Origin of the sequence: Arenibaculum sp., from assembly GCF_035998295.1 — a bacterium.
Classification (GTDB): domain Bacteria; phylum Pseudomonadota; class Alphaproteobacteria; order Azospirillales; family Azospirillaceae; genus DASYHS01.
The window spans coordinates 38439-59014 of the sequence record NZ_DASYHS010000145.1 but is presented as its reverse complement, the minus strand read 5'-3'; the positions used below and the strand labels follow the sequence as shown (position 1 = coordinate 59014).

Here is a 20576-nt window from a genome sequence, read left to right as displayed (position 1 = left end):
CATGACCGGCATCGACGCCGCCGGCCGCCCGGTCGTCGGCCTGATCTGCGACACCGAACTGACCGACGGCGTCTCGCTGAGCCGCATCCGCGCGCGCTACTGCGAGGCGGTGCGCGACGGCGCCGGGGCGGCACCCCTGCTGATCCCGGTGGAGGTGCACGCGCCCGACCTGGACGCGCTGCTGCCGCGCCTGGACGGCCTGGTGCTGACGGGGGCCGAGACGAACGTCCAGCCGGAGCTCTACGGCCGCCCCAAGGAGAAGGCCGACCTGCTGGTCGATCCCAAGCGCGACGCGGTGGCCATGGCGGCGCTGCTGCGCATGCGGGCGCTGGGCCTGCCGTTCCTCGGCATCTGCCGCGGCCTGCAGGAGCTGAACGTCGCCTTCGGGGGCACGCTGCACCAGGATCTCGGCGGGGATCTCGGCGGGGACCTCGGCGGGCGGAACGGCCTCGTCCACTGGGAGGACACGCGCCTGCCGCGGGACGAGCAATACCTGGAGGCGCATCCCGTCGAGACCGCGGAGGGCGGCCTGCTGCACGCGCTGACCGGGCGGCGGGAGCTGCGGGTCAACTCGCTCCACCGGCAGGGCATCGACGGGCTGGCGGCCTGCCTGACGGTCGAGGCGCGCGCGCCGGACGGCCTGATCGAGGCGGTCGGCCTGGAGGACCATCCCAGCTTCTGCCTTGCAGTGCAGTGGCACGTCGAGTGGCATTATGTTACCGATGAGCTGTCGCAGACGATCCTGGCCGCGTTCGGCCGGGCCTGCACCGAGTATCGCTCACGCCGGAACGGTTGATGAAAGCCACACTTCCCGCACCGTTCGTGCGTCCGGTCCTGGTCGGCACGCTCGCAGCGCTCGCCGCCGCCATGTTCAACGGCACGGTCGGCGTGCTGTCGCGCCTCGGCTTCGAGCTGGCGATGGACTCCCATGCGGTCGCGTTCTGGCGCTGCTTCGGGGCGTTCGCGCTGCTGACGCTGCTGATCGTCGCCAGCCCGGCGCGGCGCGCCCGAACCGTTGCGCTGCGCCCCGACCTGCCGCCGATCGCGCTGTGCAGCTTCCTCGGCGTGTTCACCCTCTACCATTTCGAGACGATGGCCTTCGCGCTGGCGCCGGTGCCGATCGTGGCGATGCTGGTGTTCGCGGGCGGCGTGGTCACGATCCTGCTCAGCGTCGTCGTGCTGAAGGAGAGCATGAACGCCGTGAAGGGCTTCGGGATCGCGATGGTCTTCGTGGGCGCGTTCCTGATCCTGATGGGACACGACCTGCCGCTGGAAGCCGATTTCCGCGGCGTGATCTTCGCGCTGATCGCCGGCACGGGCTACTGGCTGTTCATCTTCTTCTGGAAGTACTTCCGGCTGCCGTCCGGGCTGGAGCCGCTGTGGTGGTTCTTCCTGTTCGGGACGCTCTACCTCGCGGTGCCGTTCCTGATCGAGAGCCGCGTGATCCCCGATTCGGGCGCGCTGCTGGTGCTGGCGGCGCTGGTGCTGCTGCCGTCGTTCGGGGGGTTCTTCTGCACGACGCTGGCGGTGCGGCTGGTGGACGCCCACCGCGTGCAGGTGATCGAGACCAGCGAGCCGCTGTTCTCGGCCTTCTTCGCCTTCCTGCTGTTCGGCGAGATGCTGTCGGGGCTGGGGATGGTCGGGGCGGCGGCGATCATCGGCGGCATGCTCACGGTCGCCGCCGGCGATCGCGGCGCGCCGGCCTAGGTGTCCGGTCCGCGACCCGATCGGCGCCCGCCGGCCGCGGAGTTCTTCCGCACGCCGCGGCTGGTCTTCCGCCCGTTCGCGCCACAGGACCTGGATGACCTCGCCCGCGTCGCCGGCGATCCGGAGGTCGTGCGCCATACCGACGACGGCCGGCCGCTCGACCGCGATATCTGCGCCCTCTGGATCGCCCGCTCGCGCGCCAACGTGGCGAAGTTCGGCTACGGCACCGGCGCCCTGACGGACCGCGGGAGCGGACGCTTCGTCGGCTGGGCCGGCTTCGCACGGCCGGAGGGCGGGCCCGAGGAGATCATCTACGGGTTCGAGACCCCCGCCTGGGGCCGGGGCCTGGGGTCGGAGATCGTGGGCGGCCTGGTGCGCTACGCTTTCGAGACGCTGAACCTCCCGGAGATCCGCGCCACCGTCCACGACGCCAACGTCGCCTCGCGCCGCATTCTGCTGAAGGCGGGGTTCGAACGGCGGCCGTGGCCGGAAACGGCCGCGTGCCTGTACGTCCTGGCGAACCCCGCGGCGGGGTGAGGGCGTCCGGGCCCGGTTTTCAGGTTGCCGGCTCGTAGAAGTCCGGTGGCAGGCCGGCCTTCGCGCGGCTGTCGGCGTTGAACGGCGGTTTCAGGCCGCCCTTGAAATGGCGCTCCACCAGCATGCGCCAGGCGGCGGCCGGCTCCATCGCGCGCCGCGCGCAGACCCAGTCGAACCAGCGCCGGCCCGCGGCGACGTGGCCGATCTCGTCGTCGTGGATGCGCTGGAGGATGGCGGCGCTGGCATCGTCGCCGAAGCGGCGGAGATTGGCGATCATCGCCGGCGTGACATCGAGCCCGCGCGCCTCCAGCACGAGGGGCACGATCGCGAGCCGGGCCGCGAGGTCGTGGGCGGTGTCGCGCGAGGCCTGCCACAGCCCATCATGGGCCGGCAGCGCGCCGTAGCCGCTGCCCAGTTCCAACAGCCGGCGCGACAGCAGCTCGAAATGCGTCGCCTCCTCGTCGGCGACGCGCACCCAGTCGTCGCAAAACGCGCGGGGCAGCGGCTCGCCGCCCTCGCGCGCGCTGCGGAAGCGGGCGACGATGTCCCAGGCGAGGTCGATGGCGTTGAGCTCGATATGGGCGAGCGCGTGCAGCAGCGCCACGCGCCCGGCCAGGCTGCCGGCCTTGCGGCGGGGCGGCATCTCGCGGGTGGGGCGGAGTTCGGGTCGGGCCGGGCGGGCGGGCCGGTCGGGCGGCGACGCCGCGCCGGGATCGGCGCCGGGATCGGTGATCGCGCCGGCCGTCCAGGCGGCGGCGTGCGCGCGGGTGAGCCGCACCTTTTCCGCGGGGTCGTCGGCGGCCAGTACGGACAGGGCGGCCTGGGAGAGGGTGGGCATCGGCATCGCGTCGATCCGGGGGGCGGGTGCCGGACCTTAGAGCATTTCCGGACGAACCGGAAACGCTCTGGGATTTCGTGTTCCTCAAACGCCGGCGCCGCCTCCGCGGCTTTGCTTTCGCCCCTGACGGGGCGGGGGCGCGGTCGCGCCCCGGAGTGCTTCCGGATGAACCGGAAGCACTCCGGGATTTCGTGTTCCTCAAACGCCGGCGCCGCATCCGCGGCTTTGCTTTCGCCCCTGGCGGGGCGGGGCGGGGGCGCGGTCGCGCCCCAGAGTGCTTCCGGATGAACCGGAAGCACTCTAGTCGAGGGTCGCGAAGAATTCCATGAACGCCTCGCCGGTCCCGGCGGGCCACTGGTGGGGGTAGTAGCGGCCGGCCCCGGTCTCGGCCTGGTCGTGCGGGCACCAGAGGACCGGGTTGTCGGCGTCCGCGGACCCGTAGCGCCGGCAGTTGAAGACCCGGGGATCGGCTGGCCGCGGCCGCTCGGGCAGGTCGTTCTGCGCGACCAGGAGGTCCCGCGCCGCGCGGCCGAGATCGATCGGCACCAGTTCGTCCTCGGGATGGTGCAGCAGCATCGCGGCGACGCTTCCGGTGCAATCCTCGGGAGCGATGCCGCCGGCCACGGTGCCGACGCCCCGCAGCAGGTCCCCGCGCGCGCAGGCGAGGCTGTTGACGAAGGTCGCGCCCAGCGAATGGCCGACGGCGAAGACCTCGTCCCCGGCGATGCAGTAGAGATCGCCGAACCGCTCGAGGATCGTCTCGAACAGCACGAGGTCCTCGGGCATGCGCCAGATATAGGTGCCGTCCGCCTGGCGGCGGGCCTCGGGGTAGACGAAGATGGTCCGGCCGCCCTCCGCCTGGTCGAGGTCGTAGTAGCGCCGGACCCGGGCCGGCGGGCTGGTGCGCCCGTGGAAGGCCACGACGAGGCGGTGCGGCCGGTCGGCATCGTAGCCTTCGGGAAGGTCGACGATCAGCGGGCGCGAAGCCCCCTCGACGGAGAGCGCGTCGGGCGGTGCCGCGGGCGGCGCGCGCCCGCAGCCGGGAGAGGGCGCCGCGGCCGCCGCGGATGCGGCGGAGAGCAACAAGGCCACGGCAACTGGAACGATCGCACCCATCCGGCCCGCCCTTCGTCGGTACATGCCGGAATAACGGCGCGCGCCGGCCGGAGTTGCGGACACGATGGCATGTCCAGTCTTCTTGTCGGAATGGTGGCGTGATGTACACTTCGATGCACGTCCGGAGGAGTGCGGCCATGGACCACCCGCGCCGAGAGCGGCGCCGAAGATGATTCGCGTCGCGAGGGTCTTCGAGCGGCTGAGCGTGTTCGAGCATCCGGCGCGCGCCTACGGCGCGGCCGCGGCGCTGGTCGCGCTCGCCGTCGCGATGCGGCTGCTGCTCGCGCCGGCCGAGGCGGGCAGTCCCTTCGTCACGCTGTTCCCGGCGGTCATCCTGACCTGCTTCCTCGGGGGTGTCGGCCCGGCGGCATTCGCCGCCGTCCTGGCCTGTGCCGCCGGCGCCTATTTCTTCGTTCCCCCGTTCTTCTCGGCGGGTGCGAGCGAGCTGTGGAGCCCGACCGCCTTCCTGATCGCGGTCGGCATCGGCTGCCTCCCGATCGAGCTGCTGCGCCGGGCCGTCCGCGCGCTGGCGCAGGCGACGGCCGCCCAGCACGCGAGCGAAGCCCGGCTGAGGCGGGCGCAGAACGCGGGCGACGTGGGCGATTGGGAATGGCATCTCGCCGACGGCAGCATGGCCTGGTCGCCGAGCCTGTTCCGGCTGGTCGGCCTGCCGGCCGACGGGGCGGTGCCGTCGCCGGCGGCGCTGCTCGCGATGGTCCATCCCGACGACCGCGGCGCCGTCGGCGCCCAGATGGTCGCCGCCGCCAGGGGCGAACGGCCGCTCGACAGCGAGTTCCGCATCGTCCGGCCGGCGGGGGACGTGCGCTGGCTCGCATGCCGCGGCGAGATCGAGCGGACCGTGGACGGCATCCCGCGCCGGTTCGTGGGCGTGGTGTTCGACGTCACCCGGCAGAAACGCGCGGAGGCGGCGCTGAAGGAAAGCGAGGAGCGTTTCCGCCTCGCGGCCAGGGCGGCCATCGGCATGGTCTACGACTGGAACCCGCGCACGGACGAGTCCTTCCGCTCCGAGGGGCTGGCGGACGTCATCGGGTTCTCGCCGGACGAAGTGCCCGCGACGCGGGACGATTGGCTCGGGCGCATCCATCCCGACGACCTGGAGCGGGTCCAGACGGCGATGGAGGGCGTGCTGGGCGGCGAGGGCGACCACTACGCGTTCGAGTACCGGGTGCGCCACCGTGACGGCCGCTGGGTCGACGTGTGGGACCGCGGCTGGATCGCGCGGGACGGCGCCGGGCGGCCCGCGCGCGTCGTCGGCACGACGGTCGACATCACCGGCCGCAAGCGGATGGAGACGGAGCTGCGGACGGCGTTCGAGCAGCGGGAAGCGCTGCTCCGTGAGATACACCACCGCGTCAAGAACAGCCTGCAGACCGTGTCCAGCCTGCTGAGCATCCAGGCGCGCCGCCTCGAGGACGGCAGGGCCCGGCGCGAGTTCGACGACGCCGTCGGCCGCATCCAGGCGGTCGCCATGGTCCACCAGGCCCTCTACCAGGACGAGGACCTGTCGCGCGCCGGCATCGCCAACCAGGTCGAGCTGCTGTGCCGCCACGTCGCGGCGGTCCACGGCAGGCCGGCCGGAACGATCCGGTGCGACGTCGGCGCGGGGGACGCGTGGCTGCCGGCCGACAGCCTCGTCCCGTTCGCGCTAGTCGTGAACGAGCTGCTGACCAACGCCTTCAAGCACGCCTTCGGCCCCGGCGAGGAAGGCTCGGTCAACGTCCGCGTCTCGCTCGCGGGGGACCGGGTGCGCCTCGAGGTCGAGGACGACGGCCGCGGCGTGCCCGCGGACTTCGACGCCTCGACGCCGGGCACGATCGGCATGAGGCTCGTGCTGATGTTCGTGCGCCAGCTCGGCGGCGAGTTCCGGGTCGAGCGGCCCGGCCGCGGCACCCGGTTCGTGATCGTCGTGCCCGTGGTGCCGGCCGATGCCGGCATGGCGGCGTGATGGCGCTGGCGCCCGAGGACATTCTCGCCCGCATCCTGCATGCCGACGCCGACGTGGTCGTCCTGGACAAGCCAGGAGGCCTGCCGGTCCATGCCGGGGCCAAGGTCCAGCAGCACCTGGAAGAACTGCTCGCGATGCTCGATTTCGGCCCGGGCGGGCCGCCTCGGCTCGTCCACCGGTTGGACAAGGACACGAGCGGATGCCTCGTCCTGGGCCGCACCGAGGCCGCGGTCGTGTCGCTCGGCCGGCTGTTCCGGCTGCGCAAGGTCGACAAGGTCTACTGGGCGGCGGTCGCGGGCGTCCCGGCGCAGCCGGCGGGACGCATCGACCTGCCGCTGCTGAAGGTCGCGGGCGAGACCGGCGCGCGCATGGTCGTGGACGCGGCGGGCCGGTCCGCGGTCACCGAGTACCGGGTGCTGGCGCGGTCCGACCGCCTGGCCTGGCTGGAGCTGCGGCCCGAGACCGGGCGCACCCACCAGCTTCGCGCCCACTGCGCCGCGCTTGGCACGCCGATCCTCGGCGACCCCATCTACGGCCCGATACGGCCCGCCCCGTGCCCGCTGCACCTCCACGCCCGCGCGATCCGCGTTCCCCTCGACCCGGACGGGGCGCCGCTGGTCGCGGTGGCGCCGGTGCCGGCTGCACTCGGCGCGGCGCTCGCCGCCCTCGGCATCGACGCCGGCAGGCCGCCGGAGGAGTGGCCGGAAGGGTGGCCGCTGGGGCCGGCGACCACCGCGCCGGGGCCGATTTCGGTTGCGGAGGTCCGGCCGATCCCGTCTTCTCCGGAACATGGACCGGGAGAAGACCATGTCTGACGCGATTGCAGGCAAGGCCGGGGCCGCGGGCAAGGGGACCGCGGGCGGGCGCAGGAAGGGCCGGCGCGGCGTGGGCAAGGCGGATGAGGCGGTCCAGCCGGGCGAGCTCGACCTCGGCATGCTGACCGAGCTGAGCGGCTACCTCGTGCGACGCGCGCAGCTCGCGATCTGGCAGGACTTCCTGCGCGGCTTCGCCGGGACCGGGATCACGCCGGCCCAGTTCTCGGCGCTGGTCGTGATCGGGGCCAATCCCGGCGTGATCCAGACCGTGCTCGCCAACGCGCTCGCCATCGAGCGCTCGGCGATGGTGCCGCTGATCGACCACCTGGAGGAACTCGGTCTCGCGATCCGGGTGCCGTCGGCCAGCGACCGGCGCTCGCGTGCGCTGCACCTGACGGCCACGGGAACGGCGGTGCTGCGCGACCTGGAGCGGCTCGTCCGCGAGCACGAGGCCCGCGTGACCGCGGCGCTGACCCCGGCGGAGCACGAGACCCTGCTGGCCCTGCTGCGCAAGATGATGGGCGGCTGAACCGGGCCGGCCGGCTGCGCCGATTGTTCATCGATAGAACAATTTGACGGGTGAACGAAACCGCGGCATGCTCCTTCGCGTGAGGGACAGGGGGCGGGATGCGGACCCATCGGCGGACGATCCAAGTTGCGTGGGGCGACTGCGACGGCGCTGAGATCGTCTACTATCCCAATTACTTCAACTGGTTCGACGGCTCCACCCATGCGCTGCTCAGGAACCTCGGGCTCGGCATGGATGCCATCCGGCGGCGCTACGGCGTCATCGGCACGCCGCTCGTCGACGCGCGGGCCAGCTTCGGCGTCGCGTCCGCCTATGGCGACGTCCTCGACTGCGAGGCCGCGATCGTCGAATGGGGCCGCAGCAGCTTCAAGGTCCACCACCGGCTGCTGAAGGCCGGCATGCTCGCCGTCGAGGGGTGGGAGACCCGCGTCTGGGCGGCGCAGGACCCGAGCCGTCCGGGAGGCATCCGCGCCGTCCCGATCCCGACGGAGGTGGTCCGGCTTTTCGAAGGGGAGGGCTGAGGCATGGACGGTCTTCCGCATCTCTCGGTCGAGGTCAGGGAGGCGGTCGCCGTCCTGCGCCTGGACCGCCCGGAGAAGCGCAACGCGGTCAACGACGCGCTGATCGGCTCCATCGAGCGGTTCTTCCGTGCCCCCCCGCCCGGGGTGCGCGTCGCGGTGCTGCACGGCGCGGGCGACCATTTCTGCGCCGGGCTCGACCTGTCGGAGCATCGGGACCGGGACGCGGTCGCGGTGATGGCGCATTCCCAGGCCTGGCACCGGGTGTTCCAGGCCGTCCAGTTCGGCGGGCTTCCGGTGATATCGGCCCTGCACGGCGCCGTGATCGGCGGCGGCCTGGAACTGGCGGCGGCGACCCATGTGCGCGTCGCCGACCGGACCGCCTTCTACGCGCTGCCCGAAGGCCAGCGCGGGATCTTCGTCGGCGGCGGGGCGACGGTGCGCGTCGCCCGTGTGATCGGCGCCGGCCGGATGGTGGAGATGATGCTCACCGGCCGCGCCTACGGCGCCGAGGACGGGCTGCGGCTGGGGCTGTCGCATTACCTGGAGGAGCCGGGCCGCGCCCTCGACAAGGCGCTGGAGCTGGCCGGGCGCGTCGCGGCCAACGCGCCGCTGTCCAACTACGCGATCCTGAACGCCATCAGCCGCATCGAGGACATGTCGATGGCCGACGGGCTGTTCACGGAATCGCTCGTCGCGGCGCTGGTCCAGACCGGCGGCGACGCGCGGGAGCGCCTGGAGGACTTCCTGGGCAAGAAGGCGGGAAAGGTTGGAGCGGGGCCGCGCGCGGACGGCATGTGACCGTGGCGCGGGGCCGGTCGCCCATGTGATGATCGACGTACCTGGACGACGCATAGACAACGGGAGCGGCGGCGACGCCGACGACCGGGAACCACAGGGGGAAATGCCATGACCGACGACACTCGAACCATGCGCCCGACCGGTCCGTCGCGGCGCGACCTCGGCCGCTGGACGCTCGCCGCGGGCGGCTTCGCGCTCGCCGCCTCCAGCCCGCTGCGCTTCGCCCGGGCGGCTGACCCGGTGAAGGTCGGCGTGCTGCTGCCGCGCTCGGGCCATCTGGCGCTGATCGGGCAGGCCTGCCAGCGCGGCGCCGACATTTCGGTGCCGATCCTGGCCGATCTCGGCTACGCGGTCGAGCTGATGAACGCCGACACGGAGTCGAGCCCGGACGTCGGCCGCACCCAGGCGGAGAAGCTGATCCGCGAGGGCGCCCACGTCCTGATGGGCTGCTTCGACAGCGCGACCACGGCGGCGGTGGCCCAGGTCGCCGAGCAGCGCGGCGTGCCCTTCGTCGTCAACATCGCGGCCGACCCGAAGATCACCGAGCAGGGCTACCGCTACGTCTTCCGCAACTTCCCCACCAGCGCCATGCTCGGCATGGGCGGGCTGTCGCTGCTGAACGACCTGTTCCAGGCGACCGGCGCCACGCCGAAGACGGCCGTGCTGATGCACGTCAACGACAGCTTCGGCCAGTCGATGCTGGGCGGGATCAACGCGCTCGCCCCCAAGATCGGCCTGCCGTTCGAGATCGTCGAGACGATCGCCTACGACCCGAAGGCGCGCGACCTGTCGGTCGAGGTCGCGAAGGCCAAGGCCGCGGGTGCCGACCTGCATCTCGTCGTGACCCGCCTGAACGACGCGATCCTGATGGTCCGCGAGATGGTGAAGCAGCGCTACGAGCCGATGGGCATCATCAGCCCCGGCAGCCCGGGCATGTACGAGAAGCAGTTCTTCAAGACGCTGGGCAAGAACGCCGACTACTGCATCACCAACGTCGCGTGGTTCGACCCCAAGCAGGAGCTGAACGGCGTCCTCCAGTCCGCGTTCGAGGCGGCGCATCCGGAAGAGACCTACGAGCTCAACGTCGGCTTCACCTTCGAGGCGGTGCTGGTCGCGGCGGACGCCGCGAAGCGGGCGGGCTCGACCGATCCGCAGGCGCTGACCGAGGCGCTGCGCGCGACCAACCTGTCGAACCGCGTCATGCTGGGCGGGCCGATCAGCTTCGACGAGAAGGGGCAGAACCTCAACATCAAGTCGGCCGCGATCCAGAACCGCGACGGCCGGCCGGAGGTGGTGCTGCCGGCGCCCAACGCGACGATGGAACCGGTGTTCCCGATGCCGGGCTGGGGCAGCCGGGGCTGAGGCCGGGCGTTCCCCGGGGCCGGCGCGCGCGGCGCCGGCCCCGGGTCCCTGCGGGCGAGCGGGTGGACCCATGCTCTCGATCTATCTCAACATCCTCGTCGCGGGCTGCCTGACCGGCGCCGTGTACGGCCTCATGGCGCTCGGCCTGTCGGTGATCTTCGGCGTGCTGCGGGTCGTCAACTTCGCCCATGGCGAGATGATGGTCATCGGCATGTTCGGCGCCTTCCTGCTGCACGGCGCCTTCGGGCTGGACCCGATGCTGTCGCTGCCGATCGTCGCCGGCGCCCTGTTCGTGGCCGGCTACGGGCTGCAGCGCGGGCTGATCAACCGCTACGTCGCGATGCCGGACCACATCCAGTTCCTGCTGCTGCTGGCGCTCGGCCTGGTCCTCACCAGCAGCAACCTGATGCTGTTCGGCCCCGATGCCCGCGGCGTGCCGCTGGACTACGCCTTCGACAGCTTCGAGGTCGGGCCGGTGCTGCTGGACAAGGTCAGGGTCTATGCGGCGAGCGGGGCCGTCCTCCTGGCGCTCGCGCTGTGGGCGTTCTTCCGCTTCACGCATCTCGGCAAGGCGATCCGGGCCTGCGCGGACAACCAGGTCGGCGCGCAGGTGATCGGGCTCGACGTGCTCAAGCTCTACGCCGTCACCTTCGGCATCGGCGCCGCCTGCGTCGGCGCGGCCGGCAGCCTGATGGTGCTGCTGGTCGACGTCCATCCCTATCTCGCGGCGGACTACACGCTGCTCGCCTTCATCATCGTGATCCTGGGCGGGCTGGGAAGCTTCTGGGGCGCGCTGCTCGGCGGCGTGCTGGTCGGGCTGTCGGAGGCGCTGTCCGGCTTCCTGATCGCGCCGTCGCTCAAGAGCATGTTCAGCTTCGGCCTGCTGATACTGGTCCTGCTGCTGCGGCCGCAGGGCCTGATGGGAGCCCGGCAATGACGACCGAAGCCGTCGGCGCGATCCGTTCGCGCCAGAGCGGGATCTGGGGCCTGACGCCGCGCGCCGCCGTGGCGCTCGGCCTGCTGGTGGCGGCGCTGCTGGCGCTGCCGTCGGTCGCGGGCGACTTCCTGATCTCGCTGATGGTCGTGATCCTGATGGCGGCCTATCTCGGCCAGGCCTGGAACGTGATGATGGGCTTCGCCGGCCTGCTGTCGCTGGGGCATGCGCTGTATTTCGGCCTGGGCGCCTACACGGCGTCCGCCCTGTTCGTGCACTGGGGCCTGCCGCCCTGGCTCGGCATGGCCGCGGGGGCGGCGGTCGCGGCCGCCGCCGGGGCGTTGATCGGCACGCTCAGCTTCCGGTTCGGGGTCAAGGGCGTCTACTTCGCGCTTCTGACGATCTCGTTCGCGGAGTTCACGCGCATCCTGTTCGACCATTTCGATTGGGTAGGCGGCTCGGGTGGGCTGTTCCTGCCGGTGACGAACCGGGCCGACAACGACCTGCTGTACCTGCGCGGCTCGTCGACGATGTTCTACTACGTGCTGGTGGCCATGACCCTGGGGGCGCTGGCGCTGTGCCACGCGCTGCTGCGCCGGCGCGTCGGCTTCTACTGGCAGGCGATCCGCGAGGACCCCGACGCGGCCGCGGCGCTGGGCATCGACGTCTTCCGCTACCGCATGGCGGCGATCGCGGTGTCCTCGGCGATGACGGCGGTCGGCGGGGCCGTGTTCGCCTTCTACTACAACAACCTCTACCCCGAGACGACCTTCGCGATGCACCGCTCGATCGAGATGATCCTCGCCCCGATCGTCGGCGGCCTGGGCACGCTGTTCGGCCCGATCCTCGGCGCCTTCCTGCTGCATATCCTGGGCGAGGGGCTGACGGTCGCGACCGAGGGGCTGGGCGTGGACGGGATCAAGCTGTGGTTCTACGGCGTCGCGCTGCTGGTGATCGTGGCGCTGCGCCCGGCCGGCATCTGGCCGTGGTTGCGCCGGCGGCTGGGCCTGGAGGCGCGGCCATGAGCGCCGTCCCGAGCATCCATGCGGGCGCCCCGGCGGGGGCCGCCGCGCCGCTGCTGGAGGTCCGCGGGCTGTCGAAGAGCTTCCGCGGCCTGCGCGCCGTCGACGACGTCAGCTTCTCGGTCCCGCGCGGCGCGATCGTCGGCCTGATCGGCCCGAACGGCGCCGGCAAGACGACGACCTTCAACCTGATCGCGGGCGCGCTGCCGCCGAGCGGCGGCAGCGTCGTGCTCGACGGGGCCGACGTGACCGGGATCAGCCCGGACCGGGCGTGCCGCGCCGGGATCGGGCGCACCTTCCAGATCGTGAAGCCGTTCGGCGCGCTGTCGGTGCTGGAGAACGTGCTGGTCGGGGCGCTGCACCGCAGCCCCGGCGTCGGCGAGGCCCGCCGCGCGGCGATGGACATCCTGGACCTGCTCGGCCTGTCGTCGAAGGCGCATCTTCCCGCGAGCGGGCTGACCCTGCCGGACCGCAAGCGCCTGGAGACGGCGCGGGCGCTGGCGACGCGGCCGAAGATCCTGCTGCTCGACGAGGTGATGGCGGGGCTGCGCCCGGTCGAGGTCGACGCGATGGTGGAGACGCTGAAGGACCTGTCGGCGCGCACCGGCCTGACCATCCTGCTGATCGAGCACGTGATGCGCGCGGTGATGGCGCTGTCGGGCCACATCGTCGTCCTGCACCATGGCCGGAAGATCGCGGAGGGCGCGCCCGAGGACGTCGCGCGCGACCCCCATGTGCTGGAATGCTATCTCGGGGAGGCGCATTGATGCTGGAAGTGCGCGACCTGGACCTGTTCTACGGCGACGCCCAGGCGCTCGACGACGTGGCGCTCGACGTGGGCGAGGGGGAGATCGTCGCGATCGTCGGGGCCAACGGCGCCGGCAAGACCTCGCTGATCCGCACCATCGCCGGCATGAACCGCCCGGCCCGCGGCTCGATCCGGTTCGAAGGCGCCGAGATCGCAGGCGAACCGAGCCACCGCGTCTGCAATCTCGGCATCGGCCAGGTCGCGGAGGGCCGGCAGGTGTTCCCGACCATGACCGTGCGCGAGAACCTGGAACTGGGCGCCAGCCTGCCCCGCGCGCGGTCGGGCGCAAGAGAGATGATGGACCGGGTGCTGGGGCTGTTCCCGCGGCTGGCGGAGCGGCTCGGCCAGGCGGCGGGCACGCTGTCGGGAGGCGAGCAGCAGATGCTGGCGATCTCGCGCTGCCTGATGGGCCGGCCCCGGCTGGTGATGTTCGACGAGCCGTCGCTCGGCCTCGCCCCGACCATCGTCCAGGACGTCTTCGCGATCATACGCCAGCTCAACGCGGACGGGTTCACGATCGTGCTCGTCGAGCAGAACGTCGCGCAGTCGCTGTCGCTCGCGCATCGGGCCTACGTGCTCGAGAGCGGGCGCATCGCGATGACGGGGACCGGGGCCGACCTGCTCGACGACCCGGGAGTGCGCCGCGCCTATATCGGCCTGTGAGGTTAGCGATGCTGCAGCAGACCATCTCCACATCCGCCTTCGCCCGGCCCGACATCCGGGTCGAGCGGCGTCCCGACGGCAGCCTGCTCCTGCGCTCGGCGGACAGGGTGACCGCCGACCCGCGCTGCCTGGACGACCATCTCGCCCGCTGGGCGGCCGAGACGCCGGACCGCGACTTCCTCGCCCAGCGCGGCGCGGACGGGCAGTGGCGCCGAGTCGGCTACGCCGCGGCGCTGGCGCGCGTGCGCTCGATCGCGCAGGCGCTGCTGGACCGGCGGCTGTCGCCCGACCGCCCGGTGATGGTGCTGTCCGACAACGGCATCGACCACGCGCTGCTGGCACTGGCCGCGATGCATGTCGGCGTGCCGGTCGTGCCGGTCTCGCCGGCCTATTCGCGCCTGTCCCAGGACTTCGGCAAAGTCCGCTACATCGCGGAGCTGGTGCGGCCGGGCCTGGTGTTCGCCGACGACGGCGAGCGCTACGGCCGCGTGCTGGAGACGGTCGACTTCGCCGGCGCGGAGCCGGTCGTCTCGTCCGGCGTGCCGGCCGGCGCCACGGCGTTCGCGGATCTCGGCGCGACGCCGACGGCGGCGGTCGACGAGGCCCATGCCGCGGTCGGCCCGGACACGGTCGCCAAGATCCTGTTCACCTCCGGCTCGACCGCGCAGCCCAAGGGGGTCGTCAACACCCAGCGCATGCTGTGCGCCAACCAGGAGAGCCTGGCGCGGTGCTGGCCGTTCCTGGAGGGGCGCCCGCCGGTGCTGGTCGACTGGCTGCCGTGGAATCACACCTTCGGCGGCAATTTCTGCTTCAACCTCGTGCTGCGCAACGGCGGGACGCTGCATATCGACGAGGGCAAGCCGGTCCCGGGCCTGATCGAGCGGACGGTCGCGAACCTGCGCGAGGTGGCGCCCACGGTCTACTTCAACGTCCCGCGCGGCTTCGCGATGCTGCTGGACCATCTGGAGGCCGACCGGGACCTGGCGAGGCGCTTCTTCGGCGACCTCGACCTGATCTTCTATGCCGGGGCCGCCCTGCCGCAGAGCCTGTGGGAGCGGCTGGAGCGCCTGGGCGACGACGTGCTCGGGCGGCGGGTGCCGATGGTCTCGGCCTGGGGCGCCACGGAGACGGCGCCGATGGTGACCTGCGTCCATTTCCCGATCGGGCGCGCCGGCAACATCGGCGTGCCGGCGCCGGGCAACGAGGTCAAGATGGTCCCCGACGGCGGCAAGTTCGAGCTGCGGGTGCGGGGCCCCAACATCACGCCCGGCTACTGGCGCCAGCCCGAGCTGACGGCGGCGGCCTTCGACGAGGAGGGGTTCTACAGGACCGGCGACGCCGGCCGCCTCGTCGATCCGGAGGACCCGGGGGCGGGCATCGTCTTCGACGGCCGCATCGCCGAGAACTTCAAGCTGGCCAGCGGCACCTGGGTCAATGTCGGCGCGCTGAGGGTCGCGGCGATCGCGGCGGCCGCGCCGGCGGTCGAGGACGCCGTCGTCACCGGGCACGACCGGGACGAGATCGGGCTGCTGGTGTTCCCGAGTGCCGCCGGCTGCCGCGCGCTGTGCCCGGACCTGGGGGCCGACGCGCCGATCGCCGACCTGGTGCGCGACGAGCGGGTGCGCGGCGCGATCCGCCGGGCGCTCGGGACGCTGGCGGCGGGCGGCGGCAGCTCGACCCGGGTCGCGCGCGCCGTGGTGACGACCGAGCCGCCCTCGATCGACGCCAACGAGATCACGGACAAGGGCTACATCAACCAGCGCGCCGTCCTGACCTGCCGCGCGGCACTGGTCGAACGGCTGCACGCAGCGCATCCGGACCCCGACATCATCCGCCTGGAGGACTGACGCCGTGACCGCGTCCACCTATGACGACATCTGGCTGGTCGACGGCGTGCGGACCGGCTTCGCCGACTACGCCGGCACGCTGGGCACCGTCTCGCCGACCGATCTCGGGATCGCGGCGGCGCGCGCCGCGATCGGGCGCGCGGGCGTCGACCCGGCGGCGGTCGATACCGTGATCGCCGCCAATGTCGCGCAGGCCAGCTTCGACGCCTATTACCTGCCGCGCCATGTCGGCCTCTATTCCGGGGTCCCGGTCGAGGTGCCGGCGCTGCTCGTCCACCGGCTGTGCGGCTCGGGCTTCGAGGCGATCCTACAGGGCGCCGACCACATCGCGCTCGGCCGCGGGCATCTGGCGCTGTGCGTCGGGGCCGAGTCGATGTCGCGCAACCCCGTCGCGGCCTTCACGCACCGCTCCGGCTTCCGCATGGGGCAGGTCGATTTCCGCGACTTCCTGTGGGAGGCGACCCTCGACACCGCGCCCGGCATCCGCATGGGCGAGACGGCGGAGAAACTCGCCGAGCGCTATGCCATCACGCGCGAGGAGGTCGACGACTACGCCGCGCGCAGCTTCGCCGCGGCGGTCGCGGCGCGCGACGGCGGGTTCCATGCCGGCGAGATCGTGCCGCTGAGGACGGAGGAGTTCGCGGCCGAGGGCTACCGGCCGCGCCGCCTCGCCCTGCCGCGCGGGGTCGAGAGCTTCGCCGAGGACGAGCATGTCCGCCCGACGCCGCGCGACGTGCTGGCAAAGCTGAAGCCCGCCTTCGGCGGGGTGCAGACCGGGGGCAACAGCTCGGCGATCGTCGACGGGGCCGCGGCGGTGCTGGTGGCGTCCGGCGACTTCGTCCGCCGGCACGGGCTGAAGCCGCTGGCCCGGATCGTCGCGGGGGCGTCGGTCGGCGTGCCGCCGGAGGTGATGGGCATCGGACCGGCGCCGGCGATCCGCGCGCTGCTGCGCAAGACCGACCTGCCGCTGGACCGGATCGGTCGGTTCGAGATCAACGAGGCGTTCGGCGCGCAGTACCTGGCGGTCGAGCGGGAGCTGGGCCTGGAGCGCGAGCGGGTCAACGTCAACGGCGGGGCGATCGCGATCGGGCATCCGCTCGGCGTGACCGGCGTGCGCTGCACGCTGACGCTGGCGCGCGAGCTGCGCCGGTCGGGACAGGGACTGGGCGTGGCGAGTGCGTGCGCCGGGGGCGGGCAGGGGATCGCGGTGCTGCTGGAAGCCGCCTGAGGCTACCAACCCAGGCAGCCGGCGACGCCTGCCGCGTCGAACACGAGCCAGGCGCCGCGGGCGCGCACGCCGCCGGCGAACGCCTCGTCGCCGGGGACGGCGAGGATGACGTTCGGCAGCCAGCCGGTGGCGAGCGGCAGGCCCGAGGCGGCCGCGACCGCGCGGACCTGGTCGGCCCGGTCGAGCGCCAGCGGGAACACGACGATCTTGGCCTCGCGCGCCAGGGCCGAGGTGTCGGGCGTGCCGATCCAGGCGGCGCCGGCGAACAGGACGGCGATGCCGGCCTGGCACGTCCGCTCGACCACCCGGGCGGCCCGTTCGGCCCGTTGGGCACGGCTGGCGTGCATGCGTGTCTCCGGCGGTGGCGGTCCTGCGTCTTCAATGGCACGGATGGCGCGTGGTTCCCGGCCGGTCCGGGGCAATTCCGGTTGCGGCGACCCGCCGCCCCGTGCTCAACCTTCGCCCGGCGAAACGGAATGCACCGGAGAGGCGCATGATCGCGAGTCCCTGCATCGGCGTGTGCGAGTACGACGCGGCGACCGGCTATTGCCGCGGCTGCGGGCGGAGCGAGGCGGAGATCGGCGGCTGGCGCGCGGGCGGCGAGGTCTGGCGGCGCGCGGTCTGGGAGGAACTGCCGGGGCGGCTGCGCGCGCTCGGCGTCGGGCTGCGGCGGCCGGCCTGGACGGCGGAGGACATCCGCGCCTTCGTGCGGGAAACGATGGCGGCGGGCGGAACCTGGGTCCTGGGCTGCCATGGCGCCTCGGCCGAGTTCGTCGCGGCCGGCTGCGCCGTCTCGGACGACGGGGATGCGGTCGTCGCGACGGCGCCGGGCGGTGCGCTGCGGCTGGCGATCGGGGAGACGACGCGGGCGATCCAGGTGCACGACCCCGAAGGGGACGGGGTGCGGGCGGTGATCCTGGCGCTGCATCGCAGCCGGCTGGCGCTACCCGTCGCGTCGGGCCTGACGGAGATCGGCCCCGACCACGCCGCCATCGACCCGGCCCGGCGCGGCGAGGTCCTGTTCGACCTCGGCCTCGGGCGCACCGCGACCCGTTTCATGGTCCGTGTCGCCGAACCCGCGCTGGCCGCGCGGCTGCGCGGCCTCGCCGGCGCGCCGCTGGGCGAGGTGCTGGCGGCGGCCGGGGCGGCGATCGTCGAGGCGGGGCCGACCCGCGTCGTCGAGACCGGCATCGGCCGCGCGGAGATCGGCACGCCGATCCCGCCTCCCGGCGGCCGTTCTCCCGAGGGGCCGCATACGCATCTGCTGCCCGACCTGCTCGCCCTCGGGCACGACCTGCCGCCGGGCATCGATTTGCCGGAGGCCTATGTCCCCGCGGCGACGTTCCATGGCACCGCGGGATCCAGGCGTTAGAGACCGTTGCCGGGGGGGCGATACTCGTCGTTTTCCTCGTCCATCCGGACCTGCTTCGACGTCCGGGTCACCTTGTAGTTCATCAGGTCCAGCATCTTGGAGAAGTCCTGCGTCCGCCGCTCGAGGATGATGCAGCAATAGGCATACTGGGAGGGCAGCTGGAGCGCGATGTCCTCGGGGACGGGGAAGAAGATCCTGTCCCTCATCCATTTGACGGGCGCGTCGTTCTTGTCGACGTATTCGCTGTTGCCGTTATTGGAATTGGGATTGAAGTTGTAATATTGATCGATTGAGTTCAGGAATTCCTGCAGAGGTCCAATGTTGTTGGTTGTGGCATACTGCCTCATCCTCTGGGATTCGGCGACGACGACGCCCTGGAGGGTGCGCGAGACCATCTTCTTGACGAAGAGCATCGCATCGTCGCCCCTGGCGCCGATATCCGTTATGTAGCCCTGCGCGTTCTGATGGTTCTTGCACTGGGCAAACTTCAGCTGGTTGTCGAAGTCGAGGCAGATGAAGTCCACGGCCGGGCAGTTGGTGATGATCAGGTTGGCGTCGTAGACGGCGTTGAAGAGGCCCATGCTCTCCAACTCCTGCTTGGACGCCGCTTCGAACAGGTTGCCGCGCACCTTGTTGTCGGAGAGGACGTTGCCGTTGTTGGTCCGCATGTCGCGGACCTCGTAATAGACGGGCGCCTCCTGCTCGGTCGGGACGTAGAACGGGGCGTTGTGCTGCATCCGCTGGACGACCGGCGCGCCGCGGAGCTGGCGGCCCGGCGCCGTCGCGGCCTGCACCGACCGTCCGCCGCCATGGGCGGGAGGGCAGGACAGGGCGGCCTGCCGGCCGAGGCGGTCGGCTTCGGCCTCCAGCGCCCCGTCCTGGACGATGGCGATCCCGGACCCCAGCGGGTTGCGCACCCGGCCGCTGCGCTGCTGCACGACATGGGCGAGTTCGTGCCCCAGCAGCATGCGGCCCTGCACGGTCGTGGGCTGGTACTGGCCGGGGGCGAAGAAGATGCTGGTGCCGGTCGTGAAGGCCAGCGCGCCGATCGCCGGCGCCTGCGGCCCGACATGGACCCGCACGGCCGAGAAATCGGCCTTGAAGAAGGTTTCCATCTGCGTGCGCAGCCCGTCCGGCAGCGGCGCGCCGCCGCCGGCGGGGAGCCTGACCTCGTCGGGCAGGGCGAGGGCGCCGGGGCGCCCGCCCGCACCGGCCCCGCGCGCCTGGGCGACGCGCGGCGCGCCGACGAAGCGGCCCTGGACGATGCCGGCCCGCAGCGCGCCGCCCGTGGCGCCGGCGATCGGAGGCGGCGCGAAGTGCCGGGCAGCGGCGGCAGCCGGCGGCGGAGGCGCGCCGTTCCTGGCACCGGCGCCGGACGGCGCCATGCGCGGCTGGGCCACGCCCCGGACCGGGGCGATCGGGGGCGGCCTGAAGCGTGCGGTCATGGTCGTCCTCGGCAGTCCTGCATCGCGGACGAGTATAGCAGCGCGCGGGGCGCCGCACTCCCCGAAAGATCGGGTGCCGAGTGCCGTGGCGGGGCTTACGCCAGGGCGCCGTCGTGCGCGCGGAGCAGGACCCGCGAGGCCATCGTCGCCAGCCATCCCAGCAGGATGAGCGCCAGGAACCGCTCGTAGGCGCCGTCCCAGGCGTTGGGGACGAGGAAGAAGAGCGGCGCCAGGACGATCCAGGCCAGGCCGACCACCAGGCTGAACCGGCCGAGGGAGCCATGTAGCCGCTTCAGCCCCGGGACCGCCAGCAGGCAGGCGAGGGCGAACAGCGCCCCCAGGGCGTAGACCGCGGCGGAATGCACGTCGGCACCGGGATTGGTGGTGCCCGCATACTCGTCGAAGGCGGCGACGACGATGACGTCGATCCCGAGAAGCGCCACGGCGGCGGCGGCGAACGTCCAGGACGCGCCGCCGAGGCGCCGGGCCGCCAGCCCGACCGCGGTCGCGAAGCAGGCCGTGGCGAGGAGGTAGAGGCCGAGGTCGAGAAGCCAGCTCCACCGGCCGACCGCCAGGTTGCTGATGGTCTGGCTGATCGGGTCGTAGCCGTCGACCAGTATCCAGCCCATCACGTCCGTCACGACGGCCACGAGGCATCCGAACAGGCCGATCAGGCCGCAGGTCCGGACCAGGCGGCGTGTGGCCACTGGGATTGCGTCGTCTCCTACCATCGCTCCTTTTCCCGATGCGTTTCGGCGGCGCGTTTCGGCGGCGCGTTCCGGCGGTGCTTCCCGCCGGCCGTGGCGCATCCTGTGTAACTGCGCGAACCGACGCGCCGTTCCCCGTCCTTCACGCGAACCAAATACACGCCGCAGTGCCGCCTGCGGCGGCCCGAGGACGTGGTCCTCCGGCTTTTCTGCGACGGCGCGTGCGTCGTCACGCCAGAGGGTGCGCTGCAAAAGGAAAATATTGAAGTCGAGTGGGAAACAGTGGAACTACGCAAGGAGCGCTGGTGCGGGTGGGCTTCTGGCGACGCGTTTCCAGCATGGAATCGACGCGAGTGTCCGG

General features: G+C 72.2%; 21 protein-coding genes. 16 read left to right on the top strand and 5 right to left on the bottom strand.

The genetic code is table 11. The features are described 5' to 3' along the window. Position 1: 1 nt before the first annotated feature. The 3 genes from VGO20_RS14325 to VGO20_RS14315 are packed head-to-tail and all read left to right on the top strand — an operon-like array spanning position 2 to position 2244. A complete protein-coding gene (locus VGO20_RS14325; protein ID WP_327503043.1) occupies positions 2 to 796 on the top strand; it encodes a gamma-glutamyl-gamma-aminobutyrate hydrolase family protein in 795 nt (264 codons plus the stop codon). After that, entirely contained in the window at positions 796 to 1707 is a 912-nt protein-coding gene (locus VGO20_RS14320) for a DMT family transporter (RefSeq protein WP_327503042.1), read from the top strand. Before VGO20_RS14325 ends, VGO20_RS14320 begins: the two co-directional genes overlap by 1 nt. Continuing rightward, positions 1708 to 2244, top strand: a complete 537-nt coding sequence (locus VGO20_RS14315; RefSeq protein WP_327503041.1) for a GNAT family N-acetyltransferase — start codon at positions 1708 to 1710, stop codon at positions 2242 to 2244. It abuts the gene before it with no gap. Positions 2245 to 2263: 19 nt separating this feature from the next. On the opposite strand, the gene VGO20_RS14310 is transcribed toward VGO20_RS14315, so the two are convergent. Both VGO20_RS14310 and VGO20_RS14305 read right to left on the bottom strand, forming a co-directional pair. Continuing rightward, complete coding sequence (locus VGO20_RS14310; protein WP_414639821.1) at positions 2264 to 3082, bottom strand: ferritin-like domain-containing protein; 819 nt, start codon at positions 3080 to 3082, stop codon at positions 2264 to 2266. Between the two features lie 300 nt (positions 3083 to 3382). Further along, positions 3383 to 4198 (bottom strand): CE1 family esterase, encoded by an 816-nt coding sequence (locus tag VGO20_RS14305; RefSeq protein WP_327503039.1) that lies wholly within the window; start codon positions 4196 to 4198, stop codon positions 3383 to 3385. 169 nt (positions 4199 to 4367) lie between these two features. Between VGO20_RS14305 and VGO20_RS14300 the strand changes: the two genes are divergently transcribed. From VGO20_RS14300 to VGO20_RS14245, 12 genes are all read left to right on the top strand, one after another. Beyond that, positions 4368 to 6164 carry a sensor histidine kinase gene (locus tag VGO20_RS14300; protein ID WP_327503038.1) on the top strand — a complete coding sequence of 599 codons (1797 nt, stop codon included), beginning with the start codon at positions 4368 to 4370 and terminating at the stop codon, positions 6162 to 6164. After that, positions 6164 to 6979, top strand: a complete 816-nt coding sequence (locus VGO20_RS14295; RefSeq protein ID WP_327503037.1) for an RluA family pseudouridine synthase — start codon at positions 6164 to 6166, stop codon at positions 6977 to 6979. The genes VGO20_RS14300 and VGO20_RS14295 overlap by 1 nt, the downstream gene beginning before the upstream one ends. After that, entirely contained in the window at positions 6972 to 7508 is a 537-nt protein-coding gene (locus VGO20_RS14290; RefSeq protein ID WP_327503036.1) for a MarR family winged helix-turn-helix transcriptional regulator, read from the top strand. Before VGO20_RS14295 ends, VGO20_RS14290 begins: the two co-directional genes overlap by 8 nt. 98 nt (positions 7509 to 7606) lie before the next feature. Next, a complete protein-coding gene (locus VGO20_RS14285; RefSeq protein WP_327503035.1) occupies positions 7607 to 8029 on the top strand; it encodes an acyl-CoA thioesterase in 423 nt (140 codons plus the stop codon). A gap of 3 nt (positions 8030 to 8032) precedes the next feature. Then, the gene (locus tag VGO20_RS14280; protein ID WP_327503034.1) at positions 8033 to 8827 is read left to right on the top strand and encodes a crotonase/enoyl-CoA hydratase family protein; all 795 of its coding nucleotides are present in this window, start codon (positions 8033 to 8035) and stop codon (positions 8825 to 8827) included. 108 nt (positions 8828 to 8935) lie between these two features. Then, complete coding sequence (locus tag VGO20_RS14275) at positions 8936 to 10189, top strand: ABC transporter substrate-binding protein (RefSeq protein ID WP_327503033.1); 1254 nt, start codon at positions 8936 to 8938, stop codon at positions 10187 to 10189. Between the two features lie 70 nt (positions 10190 to 10259). Then, a complete protein-coding gene (locus tag VGO20_RS14270) occupies positions 10260 to 11126 on the top strand; it encodes a branched-chain amino acid ABC transporter permease (RefSeq protein WP_327503032.1) in 867 nt (288 codons plus the stop codon). Next, positions 11123 to 12148, top strand: coding sequence for a branched-chain amino acid ABC transporter permease (locus VGO20_RS14265; protein ID WP_327503031.1), 1026 nt, complete (start codon positions 11123 to 11125; stop codon positions 12146 to 12148). Before VGO20_RS14270 ends, VGO20_RS14265 begins: the two co-directional genes overlap by 4 nt. Next, entirely contained in the window at positions 12145 to 12912 is a 768-nt protein-coding gene (locus VGO20_RS14260) for an ABC transporter ATP-binding protein (protein WP_327503030.1), read from the top strand. The genes VGO20_RS14265 and VGO20_RS14260 overlap by 4 nt, the downstream gene beginning before the upstream one ends. Continuing rightward, positions 12912 to 13616, top strand: coding sequence for an ABC transporter ATP-binding protein (locus VGO20_RS14255; protein WP_327503029.1), 705 nt, complete (start codon positions 12912 to 12914; stop codon positions 13614 to 13616). Before VGO20_RS14260 ends, VGO20_RS14255 begins: the two co-directional genes overlap by 1 nt. An 8-nt stretch (positions 13617 to 13624) precedes the next feature. Continuing rightward, on the top strand, positions 13625 to 15463 hold the full coding sequence (locus VGO20_RS14250) for a feruloyl-CoA synthase (protein ID WP_327503028.1): 1839 nt from the start codon (positions 13625 to 13627) through the stop codon (positions 15461 to 15463). Positions 15464 to 15467: 4 nt separating this feature from the next. Then, complete coding sequence (locus VGO20_RS14245; RefSeq protein WP_327503027.1) at positions 15468 to 16691, top strand: thiolase family protein; 1224 nt, start codon at positions 15468 to 15470, stop codon at positions 16689 to 16691. Positions 16692 to 16693: 2 nt separating this feature from the next. Here the strand turns inward: VGO20_RS14245 and VGO20_RS14240 are convergent, their stop codons facing one another. After that, positions 16694 to 17038, bottom strand: a complete 345-nt coding sequence (locus tag VGO20_RS14240; RefSeq protein ID WP_327503026.1) for a hypothetical protein — start codon at positions 17036 to 17038, stop codon at positions 16694 to 16696. Positions 17039 to 17184: 146 nt separating this feature from the next. Here VGO20_RS14240 and VGO20_RS14235 point away from each other — a divergent pair, with 146 nt between their 5' ends. After that, entirely contained in the window at positions 17185 to 18063 is an 879-nt protein-coding gene (locus tag VGO20_RS14235; RefSeq protein WP_327503025.1) for a DUF1289 domain-containing protein, read from the top strand. Here the strand turns inward: VGO20_RS14235 and VGO20_RS14230 are convergent. Continuing rightward, positions 18060 to 19508 carry a DUF4157 domain-containing protein gene (locus VGO20_RS14230; protein ID WP_327503024.1) on the bottom strand — a complete coding sequence of 483 codons (1449 nt, stop codon included), beginning with the start codon at positions 19506 to 19508 and terminating at the stop codon, positions 18060 to 18062. The two genes, VGO20_RS14235 and VGO20_RS14230, sit on opposite strands and share 4 nt — an antisense overlap. 95 nt (positions 19509 to 19603) lie before the next feature. Continuing rightward, complete coding sequence (locus tag VGO20_RS14225) at positions 19604 to 20215, bottom strand: DUF998 domain-containing protein (protein WP_327503023.1); 612 nt, start codon at positions 20213 to 20215, stop codon at positions 19604 to 19606. Between the last annotated feature and the right edge of the window lie 361 nt (positions 20216 to 20576).

Coding starts and splice junctions, on each gene's coding strand:
- VGO20_RS14325 (WP_327503043.1), top strand. CDS start 2: ATGACCGGCATCGACGCCGCCGGCCGCCCGGTCGTCGGCCTGATCTGC.
- VGO20_RS14320 (WP_327503042.1), top strand. CDS start 796: ATGAAAGCCACACTTCCCGCACCGTTCGTGCGTCCGGTCCTGGTCGGC.
- VGO20_RS14310 (WP_414639821.1), bottom strand. CDS start 3,082: ATGCCCACCCTCTCCCAGGCCGCCCTGTCCGTACTGGCCGCCGACGAC.
- VGO20_RS14305 (WP_327503039.1), bottom strand. CDS start 4,198: ATGGGTGCGATCGTTCCAGTTGCCGTGGCCTTGTTGCTCTCCGCCGCA.
- VGO20_RS14300 (WP_327503038.1), top strand. CDS start 4,368: ATGATTCGCGTCGCGAGGGTCTTCGAGCGGCTGAGCGTGTTCGAGCAT.
- VGO20_RS14295 (WP_327503037.1), top strand. CDS start 6,164: ATGGCGCTGGCGCCCGAGGACATTCTCGCCCGCATCCTGCATGCCGAC.
- VGO20_RS14290 (WP_327503036.1), top strand. CDS start 6,972: ATGTCTGACGCGATTGCAGGCAAGGCCGGGGCCGCGGGCAAGGGGACC.
- VGO20_RS14285 (WP_327503035.1), top strand. CDS start 7,607: ATGCGGACCCATCGGCGGACGATCCAAGTTGCGTGGGGCGACTGCGAC.
- VGO20_RS14280 (WP_327503034.1), top strand. CDS start 8,033: ATGGACGGTCTTCCGCATCTCTCGGTCGAGGTCAGGGAGGCGGTCGCC.
- VGO20_RS14275 (WP_327503033.1), top strand. CDS start 8,936: ATGACCGACGACACTCGAACCATGCGCCCGACCGGTCCGTCGCGGCGC.
- VGO20_RS14270 (WP_327503032.1), top strand. CDS start 10,260: ATGCTCTCGATCTATCTCAACATCCTCGTCGCGGGCTGCCTGACCGGC.
- VGO20_RS14265 (WP_327503031.1), top strand. CDS start 11,123: ATGACGACCGAAGCCGTCGGCGCGATCCGTTCGCGCCAGAGCGGGATC.
- VGO20_RS14260 (WP_327503030.1), top strand. CDS start 12,145: ATGAGCGCCGTCCCGAGCATCCATGCGGGCGCCCCGGCGGGGGCCGCC.
- VGO20_RS14255 (WP_327503029.1), top strand. CDS start 12,912: ATGCTGGAAGTGCGCGACCTGGACCTGTTCTACGGCGACGCCCAGGCG.
- VGO20_RS14250 (WP_327503028.1), top strand. CDS start 13,625: ATGCTGCAGCAGACCATCTCCACATCCGCCTTCGCCCGGCCCGACATC.
- VGO20_RS14240 (WP_327503026.1), bottom strand. CDS start 17,038: ATGCACGCCAGCCGTGCCCAACGGGCCGAACGGGCCGCCCGGGTGGTC.
- VGO20_RS14235 (WP_327503025.1), top strand. CDS start 17,185: ATGATCGCGAGTCCCTGCATCGGCGTGTGCGAGTACGACGCGGCGACC.
- VGO20_RS14230 (WP_327503024.1), bottom strand. CDS start 19,508: ATGACCGCACGCTTCAGGCCGCCCCCGATCGCCCCGGTCCGGGGCGTG.